Genomic DNA, 17,749 nt, shown 5'->3' with positions numbered 1-17,749 from the left:
TCGCCTGTCGTTCATCCTGTCCCGGCAGGATGCCCCCGTGCCTGCCGCTCCCGAGGCTGAACCCCTCGTCCCGCTCCGCGAAGCCACCCGCGTCTGGTTCCTCATCTCCCTGCAGACCTTCGGGGGACCGGCCGGACAGATCGCGATGATGCAGCGCGAGCTGGTCGACGAGCGCCGCTGGATCGGCCAGCGCCGCTTCCTGCACGCCCTCTCGTTCTGCACGCTGCTCCCCGGACCCGAGGCCCAGCAGCTCTCCATCTACATCGGCTGGCTGCTCAACGGCATCAAGGGCGGCCTCATCGCCGGCACCCTCTTCGTGCTGCCCGGGCTCGTCGCGCTCCTCGCCCTCTCCGGCCTGTACGTCGGGCTGGGGGACACCACGGCGGTCGAGGCCCTCTTCGCGGGGCTGGCGCCGGCGGTGCTCGCGATCGTCGCGCAGGCGGTGTGGCGGCTCAGCGGCCGGGCGCTGGGGCACCCCGTGATGGTGGCTGTCGCGGTGGCCGCCTTCGTGGCGCTGGCGGCCTTCGCCGTACCGTTCCCCGCCGTCGTCGCGGCTGCTGCCGTGGTCGGCTGGGTCCTGGGTCGGGTCGCCCCCCAGGTGCTGCCGCACGCCAAGCACGGTGACCCCGACAGCGGACCCGAGCCGCTCATCCCCGACGACGCGCTGCACCAGGAGCCGGCGACGCGCAGCCACGCCCTGAAGGTGGTGGTGGTCGGGGTGGTGCTGTGGGCCGCCCCGGTCGTGGCCTTCGCCGTGCTGCTCGGGCGCGACAGCGTCCTCGTCGACCAGGCCCTCTTCTTCTCCGGCACGGCGCTCGTGACCTTCGGTGGCGCCTACGCGGTGCTGACCTACGTCGCCCAGCAGGCGGTGCAGGTCTACGGGTGGCTCGCCCCCGGCGAGATGGTGCGCGGCCTCGCGCTCGCCGAGTCGACGCCCGGCCCGCTCATCATGGTCGTGCAGTTCGTGGCGTTCCTCGGCGCCTACCGCGACCCCGGCGGCCTCGACCCGTGGGTCGCCGGCGTGCTGGCGTCCCTGCTGACGGTCTGGGTCACCTTCGTGCCCTGCTTCGTCTTCATCTTCCTGGGGGCGCCCTACGTCGAGCGGCTGCGCGGCAACCACGCACTGTCCTCGGCCCTCGCGGGCATCACTGCCGCGGTCGTCGGCGTCATCGCCAACCTGGCGCTCTTCTTCGCCCTGGCCACGCTCTTCGACGACCAGCGCGAGGTGGGGGCAGGTCCGGTCTCGCTGGACCTGCCGGTGCTCTCGTCCGTCGAACCGGTCGCCCTGGGGCTGCTCGCCCTGGCCTCGCTCCTGCTGTTCTGGCGCGGGTGGGGCGTGCTGCGGGTGCTCGGGGTCTGTGCCGCGGTCGGCATGGTGCTCGGGCTGCTGGGCGCGCCGGTCTGAGTGCGCTGAGCGACCCCCTCCCCGGGGCCGCCGGCCGCCTAGAGCCCGGCGAGGAGGGCCAGCACCCGCTCGTCGACCTGCGCGGCGGCCGCGGCGTCCCACGCCGCCAGCGAGCTATCGACGAACAGGTGCTGGTCGCCGGGGTAGGTGAAGACCTCCACGTCGTCGCGGGTGGCGGCGAAGGCGCGGGCCGGCTCGAGGTCCTCGAGGCCGAAGAACTCGTCGTCCTCCATCCCGTGCACCTGCACCGGCGCACCGACCGGCCACGGCCCGACGTGCTCGGGGTCGACGAAGGACTCCAGGAACACCCCCGCCACCGCGCCCGGACGCCGCGCGGCCACGTGCATCGCCGCGACCACACCCATCGACACCCCGGCGTACACCACCTGCTCGGGCAGCTCCTCGACCGCTGCCAGTGCCCGGACCCGCACCTCGTCGAAGCCGCCGATCGACTGCACGAAGCCGAAGCCCTCCTCCACCGATCCGAAGGTGCGGCTGCCGAAGAGGTCGGGGGCGTGCACGACGTGCCCGGCAGCGCGCCAGCGCTCGGCCAGTGCCTCCATGCCCGGCGTCCGCCCGGCGACGTGGTGGAACAGGACGATCGTCTGCGTGCTCATGGGCCGACCCTAGGGCGGGCCGCTGACAGTGGCGTCGCCCGAGAGGTCTACCTTCGGTCCCGTGCTGCGCGAGAGGCGACCCCGGGTGCTCCGGCACCCGGCCCAGGTGGTCGTGGCCGGCTTCGCCGGCGCAGTGCTGGTCGGCACGCTGCTGCTGATGCTGCCCGTCGCCCGGAGCGGGACCGACTGGACCGACCCGCTGACCGCGCTCTTCACCGCGACCAGCGCGGTCTGTGTGACCGGGCTCGTGGTCGTGGACACCGAGTCGTACTTCTCCACCTTCGGTGAGGTGACGATCCTGGCGCTGATCCAGGTCGGCGGCCTCGGCACCATGACGCTGGCCAGCCTGCTCGGCCTGGCCATCTCCCGCCGTCTGGGGCTGCGGGCGCGGATGACGGCCGCCGCGGAGACGAAGGCGGTCGGCCTCGGGGACGTGCGCAGCGTGGTCGTGGGCGTGGCGCGCACCAGCCTGGTCGTCGAGGCGGTGGTGGCGCTGGCGCTCGGGCTGCGGTTCTGGCTCGCCTACGACTACTCGCCGGGGCGCGCGGCGTACCTCGGCGTCTTCCACTCGGTCTCGGCGTTCAACAACGCCGGCTTCGCGCTGTGGTCCGACAGCCTCATCGGCTTCGTCACGGACCCGTGGATCTGCCTGCCCATCGCCTTCTCGGTGATCCTCGGCGGCATCGGCTTCCCGGTGATCCTCGAGGTGCGCCGCCACCTCCGCACGCCGCGCCGGTGGTCCATGCACACGAAGATGACGCTGTGGGCGACGTTGGTGCTCCTGGTCCTCGGCACCGTGGTCGTCACCGCCAACGAGTGGCGCAACCCCGCCACCCTGGGACAGCTCGACACCCCGGGTCGGGTGCTGGCCGGGTTCTTCCAGGCGGTCATGCCGCGCACCGCGGGCTTCAACTCCATCGACTACGGCGCCGTCAACGAGGGCACGCTGCTGGTCACCGTGGTGCTGATGTTCATCGGCGGTGGGTCGGCAGGCACGGCCGGCGGCATCAAGGTGACCACCTTCGTGCTGCTCTTCTTCGTCATCTGGGCCGAGGTGCGGGGCGAGCGCGACGTGCAGGCCTTCGAGCGCCGCATCGGGGACCGGGTGGTGCGGCAGGCCCTCACCGTCGCCCTGCTCTCGGTGGGGCTCGTGGTCACCGCGACCGTCGTGATGGTGGAGCTGACCGGGCTGCGGACGGCCGTGGTGCTGTTCGAGGTCGTCTCCGCCTTCGCCACGGTCGGCCTCTCGACCGGCATCACCGCCGACGTCGGTACGCCGGCGCAGCTGATGCTGGTCGCGCTGATGTTCGTGGGCCGGCTCGGCCCCATCACCCTCGTCTCCGCCCTCGCGCTGCGCGAGCGGCAGCGGCTCTACCACCACCCCGAAGGAAGGCCTCTCATTGGCTAGGAACCAGCCCCGCGCGACCCCTCGTGGGGCGGTCGCCGTCATCGGCCTCGGCCGCTTCGGCAAGTCGTTGGCGCTGGAGCTCGTCGCGGGCGGCACCGAGGTGCTCGGGATCGACAGCGACCCGCGCATCGTGCAGTCGCTCGCGGGCCGGCTCACGCACGTCGTGGAGGCCGACTCCACCGACGAGGAGGCCATGCGCCAGCTGGGCATCCAGGACCTCGAGCGGGCCGTCATCGGCGTCGGCACCGACCTCGAGGCGAGCATCCTGTCGGCGTCGGTGGCCATCAACCTGGGCGTCGCGGACATCTGGGCCAAGGCCATCAGCGCCGCCCACGCCAGGATCCTGACCCAGATCGGCGTCCACCACGTCGTACGCCCCGAGCACGACATGGGCAAGCGCGTGGCCCACCTCGTGTCGGGCCGGATGATGGACTACATCGAGCTCGACGACGGCTACGCCTTCGTCAAGAGCAAGCCGCCCAAGCAGATCCTCAACAAGCCGCTGCGCGACACCGACATCCGCTCGGCGTACGGCATCACCGTCGTCGGTATCAAGCGCGGCAGCCGCCAGTTCACCTACGCCACGCCCGACACCGTCGTGGTGCCCGGCGACGTCATCATCGTCTCGGGCGAGCGCCGCGACGTGGAGCGGTTCAGCGACCTGCCCTGAGCCGGGCCGAGCGCGCGCGAGGCGTTCACCGAGCCGTCGACCGCGCGACCCGGACGCGTCGCGGTCCTGACGTCGTACGCCGCCAGCCTCCTGCCCATGACATCTCGGGTCAGGCGCGCGACCGCGCCCATCGCCACGTCCACCGTCCTCCTGGCGCTCGTCCTCACCGGCCCGCCCGCGGCCGCCGCCGAGCAGGCCGACCGGGCCGACCGCCCCGGCGGCGCGGCCAAGCCCCTCACCCAGCTCGACACCCCGCTGGTCGTCGGCCACCGCGGCGCCTCGGGCTACCGCCCCGAGCACACCCTGGCCGCCTACCGCCTGGCCGTGGAGATGGGTGCCGAGGTCATCGAGCCCGACCTGGTCCCCACCAAGGACGGCGTCCTCGTCGCCCGCCACGAGAACGAGATCTCGGGCACCACCGACGTCGCGGACCGACCCGAGTTCGCCGACCGCCGCACCACCAAGGTCGTCGACGGCCGCCCGGTCACCGGCTGGTTCACCGAGGACTTCACCCTGGCCGAGCTGCGCACCCTGCGCGCGGTCGAGCGGCTGCCGGAGGTGCGACCGGCCAACACCGAGTACGACGGCCGCTACGGCATCCCCACCCTGGCCCAGGTGCTGCGCCTGGCCGACCGCCTCGACGTCGCGGTCGCGCCGGAGACCAAGCACCCGACGTACTTCGACTCGATCGGGCTCTCGCTCGAGGAGCCGCTCGTCGCCGAGCTGGAGGAGGCGGGGCTCACGAAGAGGAAGAGCCCGGTGCTCGTGCAGTCGTTCGAGACCGCCAACCTGCGCGAGCTCGACACGATGACCAAGGTGCCGCTGGTGCAGCTGGTCTCCGGCTCGGGCGCGCCCTACGACGCGGTCGCCGCCGGGGAGCCCACGACGTACGCCGACCTGGTGACCCCGGCAGGGCTCGCCGAGGTGGCGACGTACGCCGACTGGCTGAGCCCCGAGAAGAACGTCGTGCTCCCGCGTGACCCCGCCACCGGTGCCACCGGCGAGCCCAGCGACGTGGTGGACGACGCGCACGCGGCCGGTCTGCGCGTCGTGGTCTACACGCTGCGCGCGGAGAACCAGTTCATGGCGACGAACTTCCGCCGCGGCACCGACCCGGACGCCTTCGGCGACATGGGTGCGGAGACCGTGGCCTTCCTCGAGGCCGGGGTCGACGCGCTGTTCACCGACCACCCCGACATCGCCGTCGACGCGCGCGACGCCTGGGTCGCCGACCGGGGCTGATCCCCGGCCCCCTCCGGCCCGCTCGGACCGGCGTCGACTCGCCGGTCCGGGTGGGCCCGCCCGCCGTCCGGTCGGGGGAGGGTGGCGAGGTGCTGCTCGGGAAGCTCGTCCTCGTCGCCCTCTCGCTGTCCCTCGCCCTGGCGGCGCCGGCCGTCGGTGCGCCCGCGGACCGCGACCAGCGCGAGCACGCACCCGGCCTGCACCTCACCGCCCCACCGACGTACGCCGGTGAGCCGGCGCCGGTGACCGTCGTGCTCGCCGACGCGGCCGGCCAGCCGGTGGTCAGGGCGAGCGTCCGCGTCGAGCGGCTCGTGGGGGAGGAGTGGCGCGAGCTCGCCGTCGTGGTGACCGATGCGACCGGCAGCGCCGCGCTCGAGGCGGTGCTCGAGCGCGACCCGGGCGGCAACGTCGTGCGGGCGACCTGGGACGGGACCACGGGGGAGCCCGGCGGCAGTCCCGAGGACGGCGCCGCTCCCCAGGAGACCGGGCCACAGGAGACCGGCCCCGTGACGCTGCCCCTGCTCCGGCGCACCGCCCGCGCCGAGCTCACCGGCCCCGACGAGGTCGTCGACGAGACGAGCGTGCGCCTGGCCCTGCGCTGGCGCACCCGTGCCGGGGAGCCGGTCACGGGCGAGGTGGTCCTCGAGGAGCGCCGCGGGGACCGCTGGCGCGTGGTCGAGCGGTTGCGCACCGACGAGCAGGGTCGCGCGTCGACCCGGGTCGCCCCGCGGGAGGACACCCGCTACCGCGTGCGCATGCCGCGGCAGCCCTGGCTGGAGGGCGACACCAGCCCCGTGCACCGGTTGGACAACACACCTCCCGGCACCGTCGTACGGCTCGGGGGGCCGGTGCCGCGACGCGCCCTGCCCCGGCCGCCGCGGGCCGTCGGCGAGGGACCGGCGCCCCGGATCACCCGGATCCCCGGCGGTGTCTGGCGCTCGATGACCGGGCGCACCTGGCACGCCGGCTGCCCCGTGGGTCGCGAGGGCCTGCGGCTGCTGCGGATCAACCACTGGGGCTACGACGGGTACCGCTACCGCGGCGAGCTGGTCGCCGCCACGTCCGTGGTCGGCCAGATGTCGGCGGCGCTCTCGGAGATGTACCGCGCCGGGCTGCCGGTCCGGGCGATGTTCCGCGCCGACCGGTTCGGCTGGTCACCGCGGCTGCGCGGCGCCGACGACTACGCCTCGATGGCGGCCGGCAACACCTCGGCGTTCAACTGCCGCCAGGTCGTGGGCCGCCCCGGCATCCGCTCGCCGCACGCCTGGGGCCGCTCGCTGGACATCAACACCTGGGAGAACCCCTACCGGTCCAGCCACGGGCTGGTCCCCAACTCGTGGTGGGCCTCGCGCTCGCACCCGCGGGTGGCCTGGCGCTCCAGCAGCCACCGGGTCGTGGAGATCATGCGCCGCCACGGCCTGCGCTGGACCTACGGCACCGCCGACAGCCACCACTTCGACGCCGTGCCGCGCGGCGCGGGTCGGGGCGCCGGGCCCGGCGACCACGGCCACGGCCACACCCACGGGCCCGCGCCGGTGCTGCCGCCGGAGTGTGCGACCGAGGTGTGCGACTGAGCCCGGCCAGCGAGGTGCGTGACGGCCGTCGGTCCCCGGGGTTAGGTTGCTGCTCCGCCGGCGACCGTCGGCGTGTCTCGGAGGGAGCACCACCCATGCGCCTGCGCGCTCACCGCTCGACCCGTTCCACCCTGGCTGCCCTCGCGGCCACCGCCCTGTCCGTCACCGCGCTCACCGGCGCCGCCCCGATCGCCGTCACCGCCGCCCCGTCGCCGGGGGTCGAGGTGTGCGAGGACAGCACGGCCACACCTCAGGCGCCCGCCAGGCCGAGGGCGCCACTGCCCAGGAGCCGGCGCTCTACCCGAAGAAGGACGCGCCCATGTACGGCGTGCTCCCCGACGCCCCCTCGCTCGCCCCGGGCTCGGTCACCATCGACACGGTCTTCCACGTGCTCACCGACACCCAGCCCACCAAGGCCGAGCGCACGCGCACCGAGCAGATGATCGCGGCCCAGATGGACGTGCTCAACGACGCCTTCGCCGGCACCACCGCCACCGATGCCGCCGACACCGCCTTCCGCTTCGACCTGGTCAAGACGACCTGGACGGTCAACGCCGCGTGGGCGCAGGTCACCCCCGGCAAGACCGAGAAGGACATGAAGGCCGCCCTGCACGAGGGCGACTCCGAGACCCTCAACGTCTACTCCGCCGACATCGGGGGCGGGCTGCTGGGCTGGGCGTACTTCCCCAAGGGCTACAACAACGGCCGCGACTTCATCGACGGGGTCGTCATCCTCGACGAGTCCATGCCGGGCGGCACCGCGGCGCCCTACAACGGCGGCGACACCCTCACCCACGAGGTCGGCCACTGGATGATGCTCGAGCACACCTTCGCCAACGGTTGCACGCCGGTCGGTGACGGCGTCGAGGACACCCCGCGCGAGGCCTTCCCGCAGTTCGGCTGCCCCGAGGGCGTCGACTCCTGCGCGGCTCCCGGCCTGGACCCGGTCCACAACTTCATGGACTACACCGTCGACGACTGCATGGACATGTTCACCGAGGGCCAGGCAGCCCGCATGAGCGACGCGTGGCTGGCCTTCCGAGCGGGTGGCAACGGCTGAGCCGCGCCCGCCCCATGATGTCGGCATGACCACCCCCGGCCGCGACTGCGTCTTCTGCGCGATCGTGGCCGGGGAGGTCGCCGCCGACGTCGTGCTCGAGACCGAGCACGTGCTGGCCTTCCTCGACCAGCGCCCCGTCTTCAAGGGCCACGTCCTGCTCGTCCCGCGCGAGCACCACGCCACGCTCCCCGAGCTGCCCGCCGACCTGCGCGACCCCTTCCTCGCCGCCGCCCAGGACATCGCCACCGCCGTCGTCGTCGCGCTCGGCGCGCAGGGCTCCTTCGTCGCGATCAACAACACCGTGAGCCAGTCGGTCCCGCACCTGCACCTGCACGTCGTGCCCCGCACCAAGGGTGACGGGCTGCGCGGCTTCTTCTGGCCGCGGCAGAAGTACGCCGACGGCGAGCGGGCGGCGTACGCCGAGCGCCTCCGCGCCGCGCTCGCCTGAGCCTCGGCGCGTCCGGACCCTCGCGTGTCGCGGCCGGTCCGATCCGCGGGTGCCGACCCCCGCCGCCGTCGGCCCGTCTAGGGTGCTGGGGGCCCAGCGCGGCGCCGTCCGCGCGCAGCGCGGGCACCACCGGCCACACCAGCCGGGTCCAGCCAGTCCCCACTCAGTCCTGAGTCAGTCCAGACAGTCCCTCTGCGAAGGAGCACCACCACCATGGGTCGTTTCGACGGTCGCGTCGTCATCGTCACCGGAGCCGCGCGCGGCATCGGCTTCGGCACCGCCAACCGCTTCGCCGAGGAGGGTGCCTCGGTCGCGATCATCGACCTCGACGAGTCCGCCGCCTCCGACGCCGCCGGCCGGCTGTCGCTGGTCGACGGTGCGAAGGCGATCGGCGTGGGGTGCGACGTCAGCAACGCCGAGAGCGTGGACGCCGCGATCGCGCGCGTGGTCGAGGAGCTCGGCGGCGTGCACGTGCTGGTCAACAACGCCGGCATCACCCGCGACAACCTGCTGTTCAAGATGACCGAGGACGACTGGGACCTCGTCATGGGCGTGCACCTCAAGGGCGCGTTCCTCATGACCAAGGCCGCGCAGAAGCACTTCGTCGAGCAGCGCTACGGCAAGGTCGTCAACATCTCCTCGATCTCGGCGCTGGGCAACCGCGGCCAGGCCAACTACTCCGCCGCCAAGATGGGCATCCAGGGCTTCACCCGGACCCTCGGCATCGAACTGGGCCCCTTCGGCATCAACGTCAACGCCGTCGCCCCGGGCTTCATCGCCACCGAGATGACCGACGCCACCGCGGCGCGCCTCAAGATGGATGTCGAGGAGTTCCGGAAGATGAACGCGGACGCCAACCCGGTCAAGCGGGTGGGGTACCCCGAGGACATCGCCGCGGCGGTCACGTTCCTGTCGGCCGACGAGTCGTCGTACATCACCGGCCAGACGCTGTACGTCGACGGCGGCATCACCCTCGGCTGAGCCCGGCCCCAGCACGACCCGCAGCACCCGCAGCACCGCACGCCCCCTGGAGGTCCCCCCGTGCCCATGCGTCACCGTCCCACCCGTCTCGCCGTCTGCTCCCTGGCCCTCGCCGGCCTGCTGGGGGTGGCGGCCTGCGGGGCCGACGACCGACCGGACGCGGAGGGACCCTCCGGGGCGGCCAGCCAGGGGGTGACGGCGGGCTCCGAGGTCGCGCCGGAGACCTGGCCGCTCACGGGCCTGCCGGCCAAGGGCGGCAGCGCCGCGGCCCGGCACCCGGTGATGGTGCTGAAGATGGACAACACCTCCTCGGCGGCCCCGCAGATCGGGCTCGGCAGCGCCGACCTGGTCGTGGAGGAGCTGGTCGAGGGCGGGATGACCCGTCTGGCGGCGTTCTTCTACTCCGAGATCCCCGGCACCGTCGGGCCGGTGCGCTCCATGCGCTCCACGGACATCGGCATCGTCTCGCCCGTCGAGGGCGCGATGGTCACCAGCGGCGCCGCCCCGATCACCATCCAGCGGATCCGCCAGGCGGGCATCCCCTTCTTCGGCGAGGGTGCGAAGGGGTTCTTCCGCGACTCCTCCCGCTCGGCGCCCTACAACCTGTTCACCGACCTCGCGCAGACGGCCACCCTGGTGCAGGGTCCGCCCGAGCGCCCGGCCGACTACCTGGAGTGGGGCGAGGCGAAGGACCTCCCGAAGGGGCAGCCCGGCCGCACGCTCGAGGCCCGCTTCTCCGGCGGTCACGCGACGAGCTGGGCGTTCGAGGGCGGTCGCTACCGCAACGTCAACACCTTCGCCGCGGCCGGCGACGAGTTCCTGGCCGACTCCGTGCTCGTCGTGCGCGTGCGGGTCGGCGACGCCGGCTACCGCGACCCTGCCGGCAACCCGGTGCCCGAGTCGATCCTCGAGGGCAAGGGCCCGGCGGTCCTCCTGCACGGCGGCCGCGCGATCAACCTGACCTGGGAGAAGGCCGGGCTGGACGCCCCGCTGCAGCTGCGCGACCGCCTCGGCACCGTGCGGGTGCCGGCCGGGCGCACCTGGATCGAGCTGGTCCCCGCCGCCACCGGCTCCGTGAGCATCGGCGGCTGACGTGAGGTCCCCCCGCTCGGTCACCGGCGCCCTGGTCGGTGCGGTGGTCGCGGGGGGCCTGCAGCTGGCCGCCCTGTCGGGCACGTCGGCAGGAGCCGTCGACCCGGAGGCCGCCCGCCCCGCCCCGACCGCGGCGACCACACCCGCGCCCGCGGACCCCGCTCTCGCCCGGATCGTCTCCCTGCGCCCCACCCCCGACGGCGGCCTGCGCGTCGTCTCCGACGTGACCCTGCCCGCCGCCGACGCACCCCGTCGCGGTGTGGTCGACGGCGCCCGGGCCCGGGTGCTCCTCGGGACCGCCGACGGCAGCGTGCTGGCCCGCACCGCGGTACCGGCCACCCACGTGCGCGCCGAGCTGCCGCGGGTCGCCGGCGCGACCGCGCTGACCGGCGAGCAGGTCCTCGACCCGGCGCCGGTCCTGCGGGTCCGCGTGCCGGTCGACGCCGACCTCGCCTCCGTCCGGGCACGCGTCGCGGGGGAGGGGTACGCCGCGGCGTACCGTCCCCCCGCGCGGCGCGCGGCCGCGACCGCGCCGACCCGGGTCGAGCTGCCCGGCCACCCGCTCGGACCGTCGGCCAACCGGCTCGACGTCGTCGTCCTCGGCGACGGGTACACCGCCGCCGACGAGGCCGCGTTCACCGCCGACGCCGCGCGGGTGGCCGACGACCTCCTGGCCCGCACCCCGTTCGCCGAGCACCGCGACCTCGTCAACGTCGTCGGGGTCTTCGTGCCCTCCCAGCAGCGCGGCGCCGACCAGCCACCGCCGTCGGCGACGTGCCGTGACCACTCCACGGCACCCGGCTGCTGCCCCGAGACCGGCACCGCCAACCCGGCCGGCTTCGTGGAGACCCGCTACGACGCGACGTACTGCTCCTTCGGCATCCAGCGCCTGCTCGTCCCCGCCGACACGGGCGCGATCGTCGCGGACGCCGACGCCGGCCACCCCGGCTGGGAGCAGGTCCTGCTCGTGGTCAACGACGAGGAGTACGGCGGCTCCGGTGGTTTCGTGGCGACCACCTCGACCCACGAGGCGGGCACCGAGGTGATGGCCCACGAGCTGGGCCACTCGCTGCTGGGCCTCGACGACGAGTACGACACCTTCACCCCCGGCTACGCCCCCTGCTCCGACGTGCCCTCCTCCCAGGACGGTCCGTGCCTGGCCAATGTCACCGACGTCACCGACCGCTCGCGGCTGAAGTGGCGGCGCTGGGTCGACCCGGCGACCCCGGTGCCCACGACCGGTCCGCAGCCGCCGGACGTCGTGGGGCTCTTCGAGGGCGCGCACTACTCACCGACCCGCTGGTACCGCTCCTGCCACGACTGCCTCATGCGCACCCTCGGTCAGCCCTTCGGACCGGTCGCGGCCGAGCAGCTACCGCGGCGCCTCCTTGCTGACGACCTGGGCACGTACGGCGTCAGCCTGGTCGAGCCGGGCTCGGTGCTGCCCACGACCACCGAGGTGGTCGTGGTGGCGCCCGGCGAGTCGGTGCGGCTGGGCCTGGAGGTGCTCGGCACCGGCGCGGGCACCCGCACCACGTGGACCGTCGACGGCACGACCGTCAACGAGGACGTGCTCCCGACCGGGCCCGCGGGCCTGGAGGTCGTCGGCACCGAGGAGCCGCAGCGGGTGAGCGTCACCGTCGAGGCGCTGCCGGGGGTGCTGCACCCTGACGACATCGACCTCACGCGTGAGGTCCGCACCTGGACCGTCGCGCCGAGCGGGGACGTGCCGGCCCCGGGAGAGGCCACGGGACGGGCGACGGGTCCCGGCCGTCGCTACGTCCGGTTGCCCGCGACGGTCGACTGTGCTGCCGGCGGCCTGGCCGTGCGCCTCGTGCAGCCCCGCCGGGAGCCGCGGGTGCGCAGCGTGGTGCTCGAGGTCGACGGCCGGCAGGAACTCGAGGTCGGCCGCAGCGCGGTGCCCGGTCGCCTGCGTCTCCCGCTCGGCGGCGGTGACCACGAGGTCCGGGCGACCGTGGCCCGTCGCGGCGCCGGGCCGCTCGCCACCACCCGCTCGTACGCCGCCTGCTGACCGCGCCCGCCGCGACCCCCCCCGGGCCGAGCCGGCGGATCTTCCAGGACGACGCGCCGGTCCGGCCCTAGCTGCCCTCGACGGCGGCGGGGACCTCGACCGGGCTGGCGCCGGGGTCGGGGAGGGGGACGCCGGCGTCGGCGAGCGACTGGAACCCGGCGATGATGAAGCCGATGGCCGCCTCGACCCGGGTGGCGGCCAGGATCGGGTCCTCGGCGACGGCGACGTCCTCGCCGGCCGAGGACATCGCGCCGAAGAAGATCCGCGAGAACGTCTGGATCATCGGCTCGTCCAGCTCCCAGGTGCCCGCGGAGAGCACCGAGCGGACGATGTCGACGACGGTGGCGAAGGTCGAGCGCTCCTCCTGCTCGCGGAACCGCTCGTAGCCCAGGACCGAGGGACCCTCCTGCACCACGATCCGGCGGTAGCGGGGCTCCTGGACGACCAGGAGGAAGGCCTCGAGGCCGGCGCGCGCCTTCTCCCAGGGGTCGCGCTTGCCCTTGAGCGCCTTCTGGATGGCGCGCGAGGCGTCGGAGGACACGCGCTCGAACACCGCCTCGAAGAGCGCCTGCTTGCCGCTGAAGTGGTGGTAGAGCGCGCCCTTGGTGACCTCGGCGCCGCTGACGATGGCGTCCAGCGAGGTCGCGGCGTAGCCGTGCTCGGTGAACAGCTCCTCGGCCACGTCGACCAGGCCGCGCTTGGTCGAGGCGGAGTACTGCGCGCGCAGCGAGCCCCCGGGGACGCCCGGGACCTTGGGCACGAGCTTGGAGACCGAGGACCTCGACATACCGCCAGTCTAGTGACGGGCGTCTCAGGAACGCGGGAGCGCCCGACGTCGAGGGGCCTGGGGCGCCCGTCACAGGTGGTCAGGATCACCGCGCCGACCACCCCGAGGTGTTTGCGTGGCTCGTCGACGGCTCCGTACTCTCGGTACGTACTCACGGTATGTGAACCGTGAGCCACACCACTTCTCGAGGCACCGCATCCATCTAGGAGGGCGACACCCCCATGACCTGGACCTCGTACCGCAACCGTGGAGAGATCCTCCGCGCCGTGATCTCCGAGGCCGACGCCCGTCGCGACGGTCTCCTGCCCTGGGACGTCGAGGGCGTCCCGGACTCCTTCGGCGACGAGCTGACGCTGCTCGGCGCCCTCCAGCTGCGCTGGCACACCCGCCTCGCCGGTCGCATCGAGCGCGAGCTGATGGCGCGCCCGATGGCCTTCGAGGACGCCGTCGTCGACGCCTGGCGCGCCACGGCCGCCGAGCTCCCCGGCATCCGTGCCATCGTCGACCACCACCGCGCCCACCCGCTCGACGACGCGATGGCCCTGGCCATGGACAAGGCGGTGGCCAAGGAGCGCATCCTGCTCGCCGTCATGGCCGGCCAGGCCAGCGCGCACGACGCCAGCGCCGCTGCCGTCGGTGCGCGGCTCGAGGAGAAGGCCCGCACGGGCTGGGTCCTCGCGCCGGTCCCCGAGCCCACTGCCCCCACCAGCCTCCTGGGACGGCTCAAGGCGGCCTTCGCCGCCTGATCCACTGCCAGTCCGGTCGCCCCTCCCTCCCCTGTGCGACCGGCCCCAGGACCACCACGACCCCGGTCCGACGCCTCCCTCCCTTCTGACGTCGGCCCGGGGTCGTGCCGTGCCCGGGGTCGTGCCAGGTCCGCGCGCGTGGCGCATGATGAGGCCATGAGCAGTACGACGCCGGGCGGTCGCGGCCCCGGTCTGGCCCCGGCCCCCGGGTTGCTCCTGGTCGCGGCCCCGACGCTCCTGGACCCGAACTTCGTCGACACCGTCGTCCTGCTCCTCGAGGCCGACGCCGACGGTGCGGTGGGCGTGGTGCTCAACCGCCCGACCCCGGTGCCCGTGGAGGAGGTCCTGCCCGCCTGGGGCGAGGTCGTCGCCGAGCCGGAGGTGCTCTTCCAGGGCGGACCGGTCAGCACCGACGGGGCCCTGGCCGTCGCGCTGCTCGACGACGCCGCCGCCGTGCCCGGCACCGGGTTCCGCCGGGTCGCGGGCCGGTTCGGGCTGGTCGACCTCGACACCCCGATGGACGCCGTGGCCGGGCGGCTCGCCGCCCTGCGGATCTTCGCCGGCTACTCCGGCTGGGGCGCCGGCCAGCTGGAGGACGAGATCGCCGAGGGCGCCTGGTACGTCGTGCCCTCCGAGGGCGGCGACCTGTGCCGCGAGGACGCGACCGACCTGTGGCGCGACGTCCTGCGCCGCCAGCCCGGCGAGCTCGCCTGGCACGCCACCCGGCCCGCCGACCCCGAGCTGAACTAGTCGGCCCGGACCGGTCGGCGCCGCACCTCGCTCAGGACCCGCGTCGATCTGGCCAGGCGGCCGCGACGACGTACAGTTCCACCCCGTGAGTGGATTCGGATTCGGCACCGACGGCGACGGCGGCGGGACCGGGACGGCCCTCGACGAGCGGGTCGAGCAGGACCGTCGCACCGTCCCCACCGACGAGGGCGACCACGAGCGCTTCTCGCACTTCGTCGACAAGGACAAGCTCACCGAGGCGATGGTGATGGGCACCCCCGTGGTGGCCCTGTGCGGCAAGGTCTGGGTGCCCAGCCGCTCCCCGGAGCAGTTCCCGGTCTGCCCGGACTGCAAAGAGGTCTGGGAGTCCCTCAAGGACGACGGCGGCGCCGACGCGTGAGCGCCGCTCCGCGCCCCGACGAGGAGTCGGGCCCCTCGCTCACGCCTGCACTCACACCAGCCTTCCCGCACCGGGCCGCCTGGGGCACCGCGCCGTCCCTGCGCGCCTGGCAGCAGCAGGCGATGGAGAAGTACTTCGACCCCGCACGCGAGGGACGCGCCGCCCGTGACTTCCTGGCCGTCGCGACGCCGGGCGCCGGCAAGACGACCTTCGCGCTGTCGGTGGCCGCCGAGCTGCTGGGGCGCCGGATCGTCGACCGGATCATCGTCGTGGCGCCCACCGACCACCTCAAGACCCAGTGGGCCGAGGCCTCCGCGCGCGCCGGCATCCCCATCGACCCCAGCTTCTCGGCCGGCAAGGGCCGCACCTCCCAGGACTACGTCGGTGTCGCCGTGACGTACGCCGGCGTGGCGGTCAACCCGCTCGCCATGCGCATCCGCACCGAGCGCTTCAAGACGCTGGTGATCCTCGACGAGGTCCACCACGCCGGCGACGCGCTGTCGTGGGGCGAGGGCGTGCGCGAGGCCTTCGAGCCCGCCACCCGCCGGCTGTGCCTGACCGGCACGCCGTTCCGCTCCGACGTCAACCCGATCCCGTTCGTCACCTACGAGCCCGGCCCCGACGGCATCCCGCGCTCGGCGGCGGACTACACCTACGGCTACTCGCACGCCCTGTCCGACCACGTCGTGCGCCCGGTGCTGTTCCTGGCCTACTCCGGCGAGATGTCCTGGCGCACCCGGGCCGGCGACGAGGTGGCGGCACGGCTGGGGGAGCCGCTCACCAAGGACCTGACCAACCAGGCGCTGCGCACGGCGTTGGACCCGGCCGGCTCGTGGATCCCCTCGGTGCTGGCAGCCGCCGACAAGCGGCTCTCCGAGGTGCGCCGCCACGTCCCGGACGCCGGCGGCCTGGTGATCGCGACCGACCAGGAGTCGGCCCGCGCGTACGCCAAGACGCTGCGCCAGGTCTCCGGCGAGGCCGCGACCGTCGTGCTCTCCGACGACCCGGGCTCCTCGAAGAAGATCTCCGCCTTCTCCGAGGGCGACTCGCGGTGGATGGTCGCGGTCCGGATGGTCTCCGAGGGCGTCGACGTCCCGCGCCTGGCCGTGGGGGTGTGGGCGACCACCACCTCCACCCCGCTCTTCTTCGCCCAGGCGGTCGGCCGCTTCGTGCGGGCCCGGACCCGCGGCGAGGTCGCCTCGGTGTTCCTCCCCTCGGTCCCGACGCTGCTCGGCTTCGCCTCGGAGATGGAGGTCGAGCGCGACCACGTGCTGGGCCGCAGGGTCACCAGCGAGGACGACATCTTCGCCGCGGAGGACGAGCTGCTCGCCCGGGCCCAGGCCGGCGAGGGCGCCTCCGACGAGCTGCTCGGCAGCTTCGAGGCGATCGGCTCCGAGGCCCGCTTCGACCACGTGCTCTACGACGGTGCGCAGTTCGGCCACGAGGGCGAGGTGCACGTCGGGTCGGAGGAGGAGATGGACTTCCTCGGCATCCCGGGGCTGCTCGAGCCCGGTCAGATGCGTGACCTGCTGCGCCAGCGCCAGGCCGACCGCGCCAAGTCCCAGGGGCGGGCCCAGAAGCAGCCGGCCACGGACCCCGGCGACCCGGCGATCGAGGAGGTCGCCACGCACGAGCAGCTCGCCGTCCTGCGCCGCGAGCTCAACGGCCTCGTCGGTGCCTGGCACCACCGCACCGGCCAGCCGCACGGCGTCGTCCACGCCGCCCTGCGCAAAGAGTGCGGCGGCCCGGCCGCCGCGATCGCCAACGCCGAGCAGCTGCGCGCCCGCATCGACCGGGTCCGGGAGTGGGCCGCCCGCAAGTCCGGCTGAGTGCCGGGCAACCGCGGCTCCCTAGACTCACCGCCATGTCCTCGGAGACCTCCCAGACCCTCGACCGCGGCCTGCGCGTGCTCGAGGTGCTGGCCGGCACCTCCGGCGGCCTCACGGTCACCGAGCTCGCCCAGCGGCTCGAGGTCAACCGCACGGTCGTCTACCGGCTCGTGAGCACCCTGGAGCAGCACGGCCTCGTGCGTCGCGACGCCAAGGGCCGCCTCCACGTGGGGCTGGGGATCCTCCACCTCGCCGCCGCGGTCCAGCCGGTGCTGCGCGACCTGGCCCAGCCGGTGCTGCGCACCCTCGCGGAGTCGGTCGGGTGCACCGCGCACCTGACCGTCGTCGAGGGGTCCGAGGCGCTCGCGCTGGCCGTGGTCGAGCCGTCCTGGACCGACTTCCACGTCTCCTACCGGGTCGGCACCCGTCACCCCCTCGCCCAGGGCGCCGCCGGCAAGGCGGTCCTGCTCGGGCGGGCCGGTCGCGACGGCGGCGCCCGCCCCCCGGCGTACGTCACCACGACGGGGGAGCTGCAGACCGGTGCCCGCGGACTGGCCGCGCCCGTGCGCGGCGTCGAGGGGCTCGAGGCCTCGGTCGGCATCGTCACCCTCGGCATCCTCGACGAGCGCGTCGTCGCGCCCCAGGTCGTGGCTGCGGCCGACGAGGTCGCCGCGCTGCTGGCCGGCGAGCCGGGGTAGTCCGAATCAGATCTGATGCCTACTGGTCAGT

General features: G+C 74.0%; 17 protein-coding genes. 15 read left to right on the top strand and 2 right to left on the bottom strand.

Features of this window, described 5'->3' with window-relative positions; genetic code table 11:
* Nucleotides 1-37 precede the first annotated feature (37 nt).
* On the top strand, nucleotides 38-1,405 hold the full coding sequence (chrA, locus tag ACYVID_RS00550) for a chromate efflux transporter (RefSeq protein WP_460733395.1): 1,368 nt from the start codon (nucleotides 38-40) through the stop codon (nucleotides 1,403-1,405).
* A gap of 38 nt (nucleotides 1,406-1,443) precedes the next feature.
* On the opposite strand, the gene ACYVID_RS00545 is transcribed toward chrA, so the two are convergent.
* Nucleotides 1,444-2,022, bottom strand: a complete 579-nt coding sequence (locus ACYVID_RS00545) for a dienelactone hydrolase family protein (protein ID WP_460733393.1) — start codon at nucleotides 2,020-2,022, stop codon at nucleotides 1,444-1,446.
* A gap of 61 nt (nucleotides 2,023-2,083) precedes the next feature.
* Between ACYVID_RS00545 and ACYVID_RS00540 the strand changes: the two genes are divergently transcribed.
* The 9 genes from ACYVID_RS00540 to ACYVID_RS00500 all read left to right on the top strand — a co-directional run bounded on the left by ACYVID_RS00540 (nucleotide 2,084) and on the right by ACYVID_RS00500 (nucleotide 12,529).
* A complete protein-coding gene (locus ACYVID_RS00540) occupies nucleotides 2,084-3,430 on the top strand; it encodes a TrkH family potassium uptake protein (RefSeq protein ID WP_460733391.1) in 1,347 nt (448 codons plus the stop codon).
* Nucleotides 3,423-4,100 carry a potassium channel family protein gene (locus tag ACYVID_RS00535; RefSeq protein ID WP_300643779.1) on the top strand — a complete coding sequence of 226 codons (678 nt, stop codon included), beginning with the start codon at nucleotides 3,423-3,425 and terminating at the stop codon, nucleotides 4,098-4,100. The genes ACYVID_RS00540 and ACYVID_RS00535 overlap by 8 nt, the downstream gene beginning before the upstream one ends.
* A gap of 96 nt (nucleotides 4,101-4,196) precedes the next feature.
* Nucleotides 4,197-5,342 (top strand): glycerophosphodiester phosphodiesterase, encoded by a 1,146-nt coding sequence (locus ACYVID_RS00530; protein WP_300643777.1) that lies wholly within the window; start codon nucleotides 4,197-4,199, stop codon nucleotides 5,340-5,342.
* 89 nt (nucleotides 5,343-5,431) lie between these two features.
* Nucleotides 5,432-6,916 (top strand): M15 family metallopeptidase, encoded by a 1,485-nt coding sequence (locus tag ACYVID_RS00525; RefSeq protein WP_460733388.1) that lies wholly within the window; start codon nucleotides 5,432-5,434, stop codon nucleotides 6,914-6,916.
* Nucleotides 6,917-7,142: 226 nt separating this feature from the next.
* On the top strand, nucleotides 7,143-7,976 hold the full coding sequence (locus ACYVID_RS00520; protein ID WP_460733386.1) for a zinc metalloprotease: 834 nt from the start codon (nucleotides 7,143-7,145) through the stop codon (nucleotides 7,974-7,976).
* Between the two features lie 25 nt (nucleotides 7,977-8,001).
* Nucleotides 8,002-8,424: an HIT family protein gene (locus ACYVID_RS00515; RefSeq protein WP_460733384.1), complete on the top strand. Its 423-nt coding sequence runs from the start codon at nucleotides 8,002-8,004 to the stop codon at nucleotides 8,422-8,424.
* A 213-nt stretch (nucleotides 8,425-8,637) separates the two neighbouring features.
* The gene (locus tag ACYVID_RS00510) at nucleotides 8,638-9,405 is read left to right on the top strand and encodes an SDR family NAD(P)-dependent oxidoreductase (RefSeq protein WP_460733382.1); all 768 of its coding nucleotides are present in this window, start codon (nucleotides 8,638-8,640) and stop codon (nucleotides 9,403-9,405) included.
* 66 nt (nucleotides 9,406-9,471) lie between these two features.
* Nucleotides 9,472-10,497 (top strand): DUF3048 domain-containing protein, encoded by a 1,026-nt coding sequence (locus ACYVID_RS00505; protein WP_460733380.1) that lies wholly within the window; start codon nucleotides 9,472-9,474, stop codon nucleotides 10,495-10,497.
* A 1-nt stretch (nucleotide 10,498) separates the two neighbouring features.
* Nucleotides 10,499-12,529: a M64 family metallopeptidase gene (locus ACYVID_RS00500; protein ID WP_460733378.1), complete on the top strand. Its 2,031-nt coding sequence runs from the start codon at nucleotides 10,499-10,501 to the stop codon at nucleotides 12,527-12,529.
* Nucleotides 12,530-12,596: 67 nt separating this feature from the next.
* Here the strand turns inward: ACYVID_RS00500 and ACYVID_RS00495 are convergent, their stop codons facing one another.
* Nucleotides 12,597-13,316, bottom strand: a complete 720-nt coding sequence (locus ACYVID_RS00495) for a TetR/AcrR family transcriptional regulator (RefSeq protein ID WP_460733376.1) — start codon at nucleotides 13,314-13,316, stop codon at nucleotides 12,597-12,599.
* A 221-nt stretch (nucleotides 13,317-13,537) separates the two neighbouring features.
* Here ACYVID_RS00495 and ACYVID_RS00490 point away from each other — a divergent pair, with 221 nt between their 5' ends.
* The 5 genes from ACYVID_RS00490 to ACYVID_RS00470 all read left to right on the top strand — a co-directional run bounded on the left by ACYVID_RS00490 (nucleotide 13,538) and on the right by ACYVID_RS00470 (nucleotide 17,718).
* Nucleotides 13,538-14,062, top strand: a complete 525-nt coding sequence (locus ACYVID_RS00490; RefSeq protein WP_460733374.1) for a hypothetical protein — start codon at nucleotides 13,538-13,540, stop codon at nucleotides 14,060-14,062.
* Nucleotides 14,063-14,218: 156 nt separating this feature from the next.
* On the top strand, nucleotides 14,219-14,812 hold the full coding sequence (locus ACYVID_RS00485; RefSeq protein ID WP_460733372.1) for a YqgE/AlgH family protein: 594 nt from the start codon (nucleotides 14,219-14,221) through the stop codon (nucleotides 14,810-14,812).
* 85 nt (nucleotides 14,813-14,897) lie between these two features.
* The gene (locus ACYVID_RS00480; protein WP_460733370.1) at nucleotides 14,898-15,191 is read left to right on the top strand and encodes a DUF3039 domain-containing protein; all 294 of its coding nucleotides are present in this window, start codon (nucleotides 14,898-14,900) and stop codon (nucleotides 15,189-15,191) included.
* A complete protein-coding gene (locus tag ACYVID_RS00475; RefSeq protein WP_460733368.1) occupies nucleotides 15,188-17,020 on the top strand; it encodes a DEAD/DEAH box helicase in 1,833 nt (610 codons plus the stop codon). Before ACYVID_RS00480 ends, ACYVID_RS00475 begins: the two co-directional genes overlap by 4 nt.
* Before the next feature lie 35 nt (nucleotides 17,021-17,055).
* A complete protein-coding gene (locus ACYVID_RS00470) occupies nucleotides 17,056-17,718 on the top strand; it encodes an IclR family transcriptional regulator (RefSeq protein WP_460733366.1) in 663 nt (220 codons plus the stop codon).
* The last annotated feature ends 31 nt before the right edge of the window (nucleotides 17,719-17,749 follow it).

It is taken from the genome of Nocardioides ginkgobilobae, from assembly GCF_054781275.1.
The sequence above is the reverse complement of the archived record's forward strand: the minus strand, read 5'-3'. Positions and strand labels throughout refer to the sequence as shown.

Excerpts from the sequence above, each read along its gene's own strand:
- ACYVID_RS00545 (WP_460733393.1), bottom strand. The coding sequence starts at position 2,022 with ATGAGCACGCAGACGATCGTCCTGTTCCACCACGTCGCCGGGCGGACG.
- ACYVID_RS00530 (WP_300643777.1), top strand. The coding sequence starts at position 4,197 with ATGACATCTCGGGTCAGGCGCGCGACCGCGCCCATCGCCACGTCCACC.
- ACYVID_RS00515 (WP_460733384.1), top strand. The coding sequence starts at position 8,002 with ATGACCACCCCCGGCCGCGACTGCGTCTTCTGCGCGATCGTGGCCGGG.
- ACYVID_RS00510 (WP_460733382.1), top strand. The coding sequence starts at position 8,638 with ATGGGTCGTTTCGACGGTCGCGTCGTCATCGTCACCGGAGCCGCGCGC.
- ACYVID_RS00505 (WP_460733380.1), top strand. The coding sequence starts at position 9,472 with ATGCGTCACCGTCCCACCCGTCTCGCCGTCTGCTCCCTGGCCCTCGCC.
- ACYVID_RS00495 (WP_460733376.1), bottom strand. The coding sequence starts at position 13,316 with ATGTCGAGGTCCTCGGTCTCCAAGCTCGTGCCCAAGGTCCCGGGCGTC.
- ACYVID_RS00490 (WP_460733374.1), top strand. The coding sequence starts at position 13,538 with ATGACCTGGACCTCGTACCGCAACCGTGGAGAGATCCTCCGCGCCGTG.
- ACYVID_RS00485 (WP_460733372.1), top strand. The coding sequence starts at position 14,219 with ATGAGCAGTACGACGCCGGGCGGTCGCGGCCCCGGTCTGGCCCCGGCC.
- ACYVID_RS00470 (WP_460733366.1), top strand. The coding sequence starts at position 17,056 with ATGTCCTCGGAGACCTCCCAGACCCTCGACCGCGGCCTGCGCGTGCTC.